Here is an 11455-nt window from a genome sequence, read left to right on the forward strand (position 1 = left end):
AGGGAATTGATGGAAAAACACCAATTGATATGAAAAATCTGTTACCGAAATAAATGACTTTTACAGAAATGACAAACTGGACGCAAAAAATTCCAAATTCCAAGTTACAGTATAGCTTGGAATTTGGATTTTTTATATTGGGATTTATTCAGTATTGGAATTTTAAGATATCTTACTGATTGCTTTTATAAAATAAGGCGAATCGTTCCAGCGGATTTTTTTATAATTGAAATCTTTTTTGAGTGATTCGGGAAGGCAGTTCCAGATGGCTTCATTCATTTTCTCTAGCAATAATTTCTTGGAGAAAGAATCGGAAACTACTAGACTTATTTCTCTTACGGGAACGGGTTCTTTGAAAGGTTTAAAAAGTCCGCCTGATTCGTTTAAGGTGGAAAGTTTAGGAATTATTGCAAATCCTAAATGGGCGCGAACTAGATTTTTTAAGGTTTCGATCGAATTGATGTCATATGTAAATTGTTCCTTAATTTTATCAGATGTTTTTAGTCCGCAAATGTCTAGCAATTGTGCATTATAGCAATATTCATGGTGCAGCAATAACAATTCTGTTTTGTCGCCGCGCTGCATTTCGTAAAATTCCTCATTCGCCATTGGATGCGTCTGATTTAAATACGCCACAAATGGCTCTTTAAAAACAACATGCTCAATTAAATTTGGGTTTCCGGTTGGTGTCGCCATAATGGCAACGTCAATTGCACCTGTTTCTAAATCGCGCATCAAGTGCCCCGTATAGCCTTCTTTAATAATAAAATGTACGTTTGGCGCCGCTTCTTTCATGGCCTGAATAAATAGCGGAATCAGATAAGGCGATAAAGTAGAAATAATACCAAGCTTCAACTCCCCTTCTAGCAGATTTTTTTCGTTGATTACAAAATCTCGAATTTCATCGACTTCACGAAGTATCTTTTTGGCTTTATTAATAATTTCAATTCCCAAAACAGTTGGTGTCAACGGCACTTTATTTCGATCAAAAATCTTAATTCCGATTTCTTCTTCCAGATTTTTTAACTGAATGGTCAATCCAGGCTGCGTTACCATACAAACTTCGGCAGCTCTTGCAAAATGGCGTTCTTCGTCTAAGGCTACAATATATTTTAACTGCTGGATGGTCATGTTTTTATAGTTTCTAAGGTACTGAGATGCTAAGGTACTAAGGTTCTAAGTTTATTTTTAGTTTCTGATGAAAACTTTGTCAAAGTTACTTGATGAGTGCCAAATTATTTAGAATGAAAATAAAAATCATCTTTTTCATAAAAAACAAAATCCAAAGCATCTTACTTATCGTACATATTTATGAACAGCGTAACGGAATGGAGTAAATGCAGATGGAGTAGTTTTTGGAGCATATTGTGTTTATCATTCTTAAATGATGTTTTTTCAAAATAAACTTATTTGAAATCAAAAAAGCGATCTTCACGATCGCTTTTGTTTTTATATACAATAAGAAAAGAACTTAGCAGCTCAGGATCTTAAGCCAGACTCATCCCTCCATCCATAATAACATTTGCTCCAGTCATAAACGCTGCGGCTTCACTACTTAAATGCGATACCATTTTAGCGACATCTTCTGCTCTTCCCATTTGTTTTAGCGGCACTTTTTCTACAACAACATCCATAATGCCGTTTATGGTAGCTTCGTCTAATCCTACTTTTTTCATGACTTCGGTTTCGGTTGGCCCTGGACTAACAGAATTTACTCTGATTTTTCTTGGCGCTAATTCTAACGCTGCCGATTTCATAAACGAATTCAAAGCTGTTTTACTCGCCGAATAAACCGAAGATCCTGGCCCTGCCATACTCGCCGTATTTGAAGAAAGAAATACTACAGAAGCTCCGTCTTTCAAAATCGGAATAAATTTGCTTAAGGTGAAAAAAGCGCCTCTTAAATTAACATTCATAATACTGTCGTACAATTCTTCTGTGGTTTGTTCGATTGTTCCCAAACCTGCGATTCCGGCATTGATAAACAAAATATCAACCGAGCCAAAATCGGCTTTTACTTGAGCAGCCAATTTTTCGATATCCGCAACATTCGACTGATCGGCTGTGATCGCCGTAACGCCCAATTCTGAAGCCGCTTTTTCAATCGCTTCTTTTCTTCTTCCGGTAATAATCACATTCGCGCCTTGCTCTTTTAATTGTTTGGCTGTTGCATATCCTATTCCGCTATTTCCGCCTGTTATAACGGCTGTTTTATTTTTTAGATTTTCCATTTTTTTAATATTTTAAAATTATTTAGCAAATTTAAATTCAAATTGGTATAACTTTGTAACCAGTTACATGGAGTATACCAAACTAAATAATTCAATCCGCGACGATGGGGTTATAGCCACGAATTCACGAATTTATTTTTATAATCTGTGCGAAAAAAATGTGATTAATTGCACGAATTATATTGATTGAATATCAATCAATATAATTCGTGGGAAAGCTTTAGAAAAAAAATTCGTGAATTCGTGGCGGAAAAAAAAAAATTGAATAATGGAAAGAAATCAGAAAGAAGAAGTACAGGCTTTGCAAGACACTTTACATGTTTTGGGCGGTAAATGGCGTTTACCAATTATCAATTCTATTTGCAACGGAAATCATCGCTTTAGAGAAATTGAGCGCAGTATTCCGGGAATAACGACGCGCATGCTTTCGCGCGAACTGAAAGAAATGGAAATCAATATGCTGATTAAAAGAACAGAAGACCGCGATGCTGAAATTCAGGTAAAATACGAATCGACACCGTATTGCAAATCTTTTGCTCCAGTGATCGAAGAAATGATCAAATGGGGAAAATCGCACCGAAAAGCAATCATCAGAAATTCTTAAAAACAGATTCATTTTATGTAATTGATTTCTCTAAATACAATAGGCAAACAAACTTAAAAAGTACTTAAAAATATCCTTGTTTCGAGATTTTCAGCTATAAAAATCTTATCTTACAGATGACTAAATTCGGTTCTGTTGGCCTTATCGGAATCTGTAACTAATTTTAAAGCTAGAAAAATGAAACACTTATTACAATGGACCATCATAATTCCGATTCTCTCTTGGATATTGCTCTTCAGCGGGTTGATAGAAAACAGCGCAGTTTTTCAAATTTTGGCAAGTATACTGCTTATTTTGAGCGTTATGTCGGCTGTGCATCATTCTGAAATTATTGCAGAACGTGTTGGAGAACCTTACGGAACGATTATTTTGGCTATTTCAATTACCGTAATTGAAGTTTCTATTATTGTTTCTTTAATGCTTTCTGAAGGTACAAACGCTGTTTCTCTGGCTAGAGATACCGTTTACGCTGCAACAATGCTTATTCTGAACGGAATTATAGGTTTGTGTCTTCTTATTGGAAGCATTAAACATTACGAACAGAATTTTTCTACTTCGTCAGTAACAATTGGTCTGGTTTCCCTAATTTCTATTATCGTTTTCACTTTGGTATTCCCGACTTTTACCGAAAGCGTTCACGGTTCTTTTTATTCAACACCACAGCTAATCTTTGCTTCTATTGCCTGTATTGTTATTTATTCTTCTTTTCTTTTTGCCCAAACTAAAGGCTATCGACAATATTTTCTCAGCAATGGAACCGATGAAGAAGCTAAAACGCATCCGATAGAAATCAACAATAAAACATTTTATACCAGTTTAACATTTCTTCTAATAAGTCTGGGAATTGTAGTTTTATTGGCCAAAACGCTATCGCCTACTATCGAAAGTATTATTGTTGGATATAATCTTCCGAAATCTTTGGTCGGAGTAATTATTGCCATTATTATTTTATTGCCCGAAGCTATTGCCGCCATCATTGCAGCGAGAAAAAACAGACTGCAAACGAGCCTAAATTTGGCTCTAGGATCTGCCTTAGCCAGTATCGGATTAACGATTCCGAGTGTCGCCGCTGTCTGCATCGTCATGAAAATGCCAATTGTTTTAGGTCTTGACATTAAATCTATTGTATTGCTGGCTTTGTCTGTTTTTACGGTTATGCTGTCTTTAAGCAAAGGCAAATCGAATATTGTATACGGTGTGGTGCTTTTGGTGAATCTGTTTGCGTTTATGTTTTTGATGATTTATCCTTAATTCTTTTTAACACATAGAAACATAGATTTTATTCACCTCAAAAAAGAATAAAAAAAGAAACTAGTTTCTAACCCATAGCTCCAATATAAAAGGTTGGAGCGTCGATTTGCTTCACGCAGATATAAAGAGATTGAAGCAGATCAACAATAAAAACGAGTTAGATTATTTACTGTAGGATTTTTGCAATAAATAAATACCAACAAATGAACCTGAAAGGTTCGAATATTTATAGCAAATTAATCATTGATAGTTATACGATCCCATCGGGGTCGCACTTTAAACGCTAGAAAAAATTTCTATAAATATTTGAATCCTTCGGATTCTGATGCTGCAAATTATTCTTTATAATAAAAACGCCAAATCTTTTAATCAATCTGATGGATCTATTACCCCGATAGCTTGAAATAAAAAACTTTGTCAAAGTTTGAAACTTTGACAAAGTGGAGCAAATTATATAAAAACAAATCATATATAAAGTCGTTAATTGCCATTACCAGTATTACAACGATATAGTTCCATAAAGCACTAAAAACAACTGTAATAAGTGTGTTTTTAACACATAAAAAGTATCACAATAAAGACCAAAAGTGAACTATTTTACTCCTCCTTTTTCAGCATTTTTGCCTAACTTAGCGGTCTGCATTTTGAATGTAAAAAAATTAAAATAACCATTGTTTTTCTGCAAAACATTGAACTAAAAAACATTACTGTTCTTTTTCGTGTCTTTTTCTGCAAAAAACAGCTTTCTAATAATTTAGTTAATTAAAAACTATGAGCAAATTTGATTTTGGAATTGTAGGACTTGGTGTAATGGGCCGCAACCTACTTTTAAATATCGCCAGCCATAACTTCGCGGCTGCAGGTTTAGACTTAGATACCGAAAAAGTTAACTCTCTTCAACAAGAAGCCGATGCCAACCACACTATCGAAGCGACTACAGATGTAAAACATTTCGTTGAACTTATTCAGCAGCCAAGAGCCATTATGTTATTGGTTCCTGCGGGAAAACCTGTTGATAGCGCTATTGCAAGTTTATTGCCTCATTTAGATAAAGGAGACATTATTATTGACGGTGGAAACACTTATTTTACGGATACGGACAGAAGATTTTTAGAATTATCTGAAAAAGGAATTCATTTCTTCGGAATGGGTATTTCAGGCGGTGAAAAAGGTGCAAGACGCGGACCTGCTATGATGCCAGGAGGTGACCAGAAGGCATACGAAAGACTTCGTCCTATTTTTGAAGCGATTGCAGCAAAAGTTGACGGCGAACCTTGCGTAGAATATCTTGGAAATGGTTCTGCTGGTAACTACGTAAAAATGGTTCACAACGGAATCGAATACGGTATCATGCAATTGATCTCTGAGGTTTATGACCTTATGAAAAGAGGTTACAATTTAAGTGATGAAACGATTCAGAAAACTTTTGCTGAATGGAACGAAACCGATGATTTGAGATCGTATTTGATTGAAATCACCGGAAATATCTTAAAACAAAAAGACGAAGACGGAAGTCTTTTAATCAATAAAATTTCAGATTGGGCAAGATCTAAAGGTACAGGAAAATGGACTTCGCAAAACGCGATGGACTTACAGGTTCCGGTTCCAACGATCGACGCGGCTGTAAACATGCGCGATATGTCTAAAACGAAACCAGAAAGAATTGAAGCTGCTAAGAAATTGGTTTGGAACGCTAATGAAAGCAGTGTAAACGAAAGCGAAGCGATTGCAGCTTTGAAGTCGGCTTTATACTTTTCTATTGTAGTGACTTACGCTCAAGGATTGGCTCAGCTTCATACCGCTTCTAAAGAATACAACTACGGATTAAATCTAGAAACGGTGGCTAAAATCTGGCGTGGCGGATGTATCATTCGTGCGACAATTTTAGAAGATTTCAGAAAAGCTTATGTAGCCAAAGCAGATTTGCCAAACTTACTTTTAGACAGCGGAATTGCTTCAAAATTAACCGAAAACCAAGGCGGAATGAGAGCTGTAATTCAGTTTGCTGTTTTGAAAGGATTACCAGTGGCAGGATTAATGAATTCGCTAGCTTATTTTGATGCTTACCGATCTGCTCAGTTACCAACCAATATAATTCAGGCACAACGTGATTACTTTGGAGCGCATACTTACGAAAGAATAGACAAAGAAGGCGTTTTCCATACACAATGGGCTGAATAACCAAAAAAGAACAACACAACCACACACAATGACTAAAAATAAACTAAAGAATCCAACAATCATTGTTATTTTTGGAGGAACCGGAGATTTGGCAAAGAGAAAACTCTTTCCCGCTTTTCAAAATCTGTACCTTGACGGACGTATGTCTGAAAAGTTCCAGATTATTGCGCTTGGAAGAGCAGAAAAAACCAATGAAGATTTTCGCAGTTATGTTTTAGAAAATCTTAATCTATTTTCAAGAAAAAAAGGAATTGCGGACCCAGAAACAGAAAAATTCCTTTCTCATATCACGTATCACAGTCTTGATATTGACAAAGAAGAATCGTATATCGGATTGAACGAAAAAATCAACAATTTTGATCTGGCTTTTGGCGAACGTGCCAACCGTCTTTTCTATCTTTCGATTACGCCTTCTTTTATTTCGACAATTTCGAGCAATATCAAAAAAATTGGTCTTGCGGCAAATCCGAAACAAGATCGTATTATTATCGAAAAACCATTTGGTTACGATAAAGCTTCTGCAATTGAATTGAATGAAATGCTTTCGCAAACTTTCAAAGAAGAGCAGATTTACAGAATTGACCATTATTTAGGAAAAGAAACGGTTCAGAATATTTTGGCTTTCCGTTTTGGAAATTCAATGTTTGAGCCTTTATGGAGCCGTAATTTTATTGATTTCGTACAAATTACCGTTGCAGAAGAAGTCGGCGTTGAAGAACGAGGCGGATTCTACGAAGGTGTCGGAGCTTTGAAAGACATGATTCAGAACCACTTGCTTCAGATTTTATGTATGACAGCTATGGAAGCGCCTGCTTCTTTAAACGCTGATGATATTCGTAACAGAAAAGCAGATGTTCTGAAATCAATTCGCCGTATCAAGCCAGAAGAAGTGGATCATTATATAGTGAGAGGCCAGTACGATGCTGGAGCAATAAAAGGCGTTCCAGTTCCGGGTTACCGACAAGATAAAGGCATTGCACCAGATTCTAATACAGAGACTTATGTTGCGATGAAAATTTATCTGGACAATTGGAGATGGCAGGGCATTCCGTTCTATTTGCGTTCAGGAAAAAGAATGGAAGAAAAACAGTCTTCGATCATTATTCAGTTTAAGCCAGTTCCGCATTCTTCGTTTTCTTACGGAAAAGAAGGCAGTACTCCAAACCGATTAATTATCAATATTCAGCCTTCAATGGACATTAAACTGCAGTTTATGACCAAAAAACCAGGTTTGTCCATGTCTCTAAGACCAGCAGAAATGGTTTTTGATTATTTCGCTTGTTCAACAATGTCTCCAGAAGCTTATGAAACCTTGATTGCAGACGCTTTATTGGGAGATCCTACTCTATTTATGCGTTGGGATCAGGTAGAAGAAGCTTGGGATGCAATTGATACGATTCAACAAGTTTGGAAGACAACTGCTCCAACCAATTTTCCAAATTACAAAGCAGGAAGCTGGGGGCCTGAAGAAGCTGACGAATTGTTAGCGCGCCAAGGCCACAAATGGATTCCGAATACACAAACAAAAGAAGAAGTTTTAAATGATACAGATTTATAATAACACAGAAGAAATTAACACTACAGCTGCAGATCTTTTTGTAACAGCTGCAGAAAAAGCTATTGCTGCAAAAGGCAAATTTACAGCTGTTCTTACAGGAGGTTCTTCTCCTGCGGGAATTTACAGATTATTAGCTTCTGATGCTTACAAAAACAAGATTGACTGGAGCAAAGTTTATATTTTTTGGGGAGACGAAAGATGGGTTCCGCTAAACGATGATTTAAGCAATGCTAAAATGTCGTATTCAACATTATTGAGCCACGTTCCGATTCCGCAAGAGAATATCTTCGAAATGTACATAGATGGTGTTACTCCAGAAGAATATGCTGCCACATACGAACAGACTATCAGAAAGATTTTAGGCGAAGAAGGAAAATTTGACCTGATTCTTTTAGGTATGGGAGACGATGGACACACGGCTTCTCTTTTTCCAGGTGAAGCGGTTTTAGAAGAACAAACCAAATGGGTTGACGCTTATTATTTAGCTCCACAGAAAATGTATCGTATTACATTGACTGCTCCATTAATCAACAAAGCAGAAAAAATTGTGGTTGTGGCTTTCGGAGAAAAGAAAACACATGCTTTAAAAGAAGTTACAAAAGGAGAATACAATCCGACTCTTTACCCTATGCAATTGATTAAACCGGTTTCTGGTGAATTATTGTTTTTAGTAGACAAAGCTGCTGCTGGAACAAATTAGAAATTGTTTTACAAATATAAAATTAAGGTTTATGCTGAAAAGTGTAAACCTTTTTTATTACTGCGATTATAGTTTCACGCAGATTTAAAAAGATTGAAGCAGATTAAATTAGATAAATCTGCTGAATCTGTGAGATCTGCGGGAAAACTTTTTTAGCCAAAGCATAACTTTTTTATTTTTTTCTCTCGCAGATTTAGCGGATCTGGCAGATAACTTTTAAAAATCTGCTAAATCTGCTAAATCTGCGGGAAAATTCTATAGACAAAGTTTATGCGAAAAGTATAAGCATTTTTATCTTATTTTTTCTCCCGCAGATTTAGCAGATTTGGCAGATTTGGCAGATTAAATAAAAAATCTGTGCTAATCAGCTTAAATCTTTTTAATCCCGATAGCTATCGGGAGCGTGAAACAAAAAACACACAGCCCTGAAAAACAAATATTTACAAAGAATATATTTCTTTTTTATCTAAATTTGTATAATACTCTCCTATTCAATCTATTGACTATTCTCCCTTAACAGACTTTTATACGAATTATATAATTTCAAATCTCGTTTTGCAATGAAATATAATTACTTCTTAATCGCTGTTTTTCTTCTTTTTGTTTGCTGCAAAGAAAAAAATTCAGAACCCAAATCTGTTAAAGTTAGCGCCACACAAGGCTGCTACATTCCGAAAACGAATGACAAAGATTGGTATACGCAAAATAAAAAAGCACCAAAATTTAAAGGCCTTGATGGCATTTCTTTTCAAATTTCTACGAATAGTCCAGAAGCTCAGGAATATTTTAATCAGGGATTGATGTTGGCTTACGGATTTAATCATGCCGAGGCTGCGAGATCATTTTATGAAGCCAGCCGTTTAGATCCGAATTGTGCTATGGCGTATTGGGGTTTTGCGTATGTTTTAGGTCCGAATTATAATGGCGGAATGGAAGAAGATAATTTTCAGCGTGCTTATGATGCGGCTCAAAAAGCCAAAAAACTTGCTGCAAAATGCACGCCGAAAGAAATTGCTATGATTGATGCTTTGTCTGTACGTTACGCAAAAAATCCCCCTGCAGACAGAAAACCTTTAGATACAGCTTATGCCGTTGCAATGAAAAAGGTATATCTCAAATTCCCTTCAGATCCTGATATTGGAGCGCTTTACGGCGAATCTCTTATGAATCTTCATCCTTGGGATTTGTATGAAAAAGATACGGAGATTCCGAAAAAATGGACACCACAAATATTAGCTATTTTAAACGAATTAATTAAAAAGAATCCGAAACATCCCGGTGCGCATCATTTTTTAGTCCACGCTGTAGAAGCCTCTTCACATCCAGAAAACGGACTCAAAAGTGCCAAATTACTAGAAACTTTAGTTCCAGGCTCGGGGCATTTGGTTCACATGCCTTCTCATATTTACATTCGCACTGGTGATTATCACGAAGGCACACTTTCTAATATTGAAGCCGTGAGAATTGATAGCCTTTACTCCACTACTTGTAATGCACAAGGCGCTTATCCTCTCGCCTATTATCCGCACAATTATCATTTTTTAACGGCAACGGCAGCTTTAGAAGGAAATTCAAAATTGGCTTGGAAATCGGCGCTGACTTTGCAAGAGCATATTTCGCCTAAAATTATGCGCGAAGCTGGTTGGGGAACTTTACAGCATTATTATAGTATTCCGTATTACATTGCCGTAAAATTCTCAATGTGGGACAAGATTATGGAAATTCCGCAACCCGATAAAGATCTCGTTTATCCAAACGCAATTTGGCATTATGCCAAAGGAATGGCGTATCTTGGAAAAAATGATATTGCAAATGCCGAAAAACAGCTTGCTTCTCTCAACGAATTAGCTAAAGACCAAACTTTAAAAGACATAACAATTTGGAATATTAATACCACTTATGATTTGGTTCAAATTGCCAATAACGTTCTTTCAGCAGGAATTAAAGCGAAAAAGAATAACTTAGATAAAGCAATTGCACTATTGAATAAAGCAGTAGAAATTGAAGATCGTTTAAACTACAACGAACCCCCAGATTGGTTTTTCTCCGTAAGACATTATTTAGGAGCAGTTTTACTTAAATTTGGAAAATATGCCGAAGCCGAAAAAATCTACAGACAAGATTTGCAAACGCTCCCAAAAAACGGCTTCGCCCTAATCGGACTTTATAATGCTCTAACACTGCAGAAAAAAGAAAAAGAGGCTTTAAAAATTAAAACCTCTTTTGATGATTCTTGGCAATATGCCGATGTGAAGATTGTGGGGTCTTCTAGTATTTTGGAGTGAAATTATCTAAAATTGTAAATTCTTAATATATCTCAAAATAAGAATTTTACACAATTACTCAATGAAAACTACTGGAAGTTTATTTGATTCGATTGTACCTGTAAAAACCTTATAGTCCTTTTTAATGATAGCCTCAATTCTTTTTTTTACATATCCCATATCCACAAACATTTCAGAAACAGTATACTTTAGTGATGCATAATATTTTTTCTTTCTATCAACTAAAAAATAGCTTGTTTGTTTTGCGCTAATATTTCTCTCTATCTTAAATTGCAACTTGAAGTACAAATCTTCGTTAGATTTTATTTCTAATAAAGTAAAATTTTGATTACTCATTTTTAGATCTACGTTGTTACTCCTTTCTAAAATATTAGAAATTTTAAGAACCTCATTGTTTTTTTTGTCCACTAAAATAAAATAAGGATTCATAAAATAGCTGTTATCATATTTTGCATCAGCTAAAAAAAGCGTGTCAATTAAAATATAATAATTTTCTTTTGAATTATTTTTTATAACAAAATCAATATTTTGATTTTCTACAATTTTCTTGCTTAAAATTTTAATTGTTAAATCTTTATTATTTTGTGCATTTAAAATTAGTATATAAAACAAACAAAAGATAATGGCCGTACTTTTCATATTTAT

9 protein-coding genes are annotated in these 11455 nt (G+C 35.4%); 6 read left to right on the forward strand and 3 right to left on the reverse strand.

From position 1 onward, the window contains the following. Positions 1 to 162: 162 nt before the first annotated feature. Together Q9Q97_RS20620 and Q9Q97_RS20625 are read right to left on the reverse strand one after the other, a co-directional pair. Positions 163 to 1131 carry a hydrogen peroxide-inducible genes activator gene (locus Q9Q97_RS20620; RefSeq protein ID WP_306160578.1) on the reverse strand — a complete coding sequence of 323 codons (969 nt, stop codon included), beginning with the start codon at positions 1129 to 1131 and terminating at the stop codon, positions 163 to 165. Positions 1132 to 1487: 356 nt separating this feature from the next. After that, positions 1488 to 2231, reverse strand: a complete 744-nt coding sequence (locus tag Q9Q97_RS20625) for an SDR family oxidoreductase (protein WP_306160579.1) — start codon at positions 2229 to 2231, stop codon at positions 1488 to 1490. A 268-nt stretch (positions 2232 to 2499) separates the two neighbouring features. Between Q9Q97_RS20625 and Q9Q97_RS20630 the strand changes: the two genes are divergently transcribed. The 6 genes from Q9Q97_RS20630 to Q9Q97_RS20655 all read left to right on the forward strand — a co-directional run bounded on the left by Q9Q97_RS20630 (position 2500) and on the right by Q9Q97_RS20655 (position 10810). Continuing rightward, positions 2500 to 2835 carry a helix-turn-helix domain-containing protein gene (locus Q9Q97_RS20630; protein WP_306160581.1) on the forward strand — a complete coding sequence of 112 codons (336 nt, stop codon included), beginning with the start codon at positions 2500 to 2502 and terminating at the stop codon, positions 2833 to 2835. 177 nt (positions 2836 to 3012) lie between these two features. Next, on the forward strand, positions 3013 to 4086 hold the full coding sequence (locus Q9Q97_RS20635) for a calcium:proton antiporter (protein WP_306160583.1): 1074 nt from the start codon (positions 3013 to 3015) through the stop codon (positions 4084 to 4086). Between the two features lie 771 nt (positions 4087 to 4857). After that, the gene (gene gndA / locus Q9Q97_RS20640; protein WP_306160585.1) at positions 4858 to 6267 is read left to right on the forward strand and encodes an NADP-dependent phosphogluconate dehydrogenase; all 1410 of its coding nucleotides are present in this window, start codon (positions 4858 to 4860) and stop codon (positions 6265 to 6267) included. A gap of 28 nt (positions 6268 to 6295) precedes the next feature. Next, positions 6296 to 7825 (forward strand): glucose-6-phosphate dehydrogenase, encoded by a 1530-nt coding sequence (gene zwf / locus Q9Q97_RS20645; protein WP_306160586.1) that lies wholly within the window; start codon positions 6296 to 6298, stop codon positions 7823 to 7825. Then, on the forward strand, positions 7809 to 8525 hold the full coding sequence (gene pgl, locus Q9Q97_RS20650; protein ID WP_306160588.1) for a 6-phosphogluconolactonase: 717 nt from the start codon (positions 7809 to 7811) through the stop codon (positions 8523 to 8525). The genes zwf and pgl overlap by 17 nt, the downstream gene beginning before the upstream one ends. 560 nt (positions 8526 to 9085) lie before the next feature. Further along, positions 9086 to 10810, forward strand: coding sequence for a hypothetical protein (locus Q9Q97_RS20655; RefSeq protein ID WP_306160590.1), 1725 nt, complete (start codon positions 9086 to 9088; stop codon positions 10808 to 10810). A 54-nt stretch (positions 10811 to 10864) separates the two neighbouring features. Here Q9Q97_RS20655 and Q9Q97_RS20660 read toward each other — a convergent pair whose 3' ends face one another. Then, the gene (locus Q9Q97_RS20660) at positions 10865 to 11449 is read right to left on the reverse strand and encodes a hypothetical protein (RefSeq protein ID WP_306160592.1); all 585 of its coding nucleotides are present in this window, start codon (positions 11447 to 11449) and stop codon (positions 10865 to 10867) included. Positions 11450 to 11455 lie beyond the last annotated feature (6 nt).

This window comes from Flavobacterium sp. DG2-3, assembly GCF_030730925.1.
GTDB lineage: Bacteria > Bacteroidota > Bacteroidia > Flavobacteriales > Flavobacteriaceae > Flavobacterium.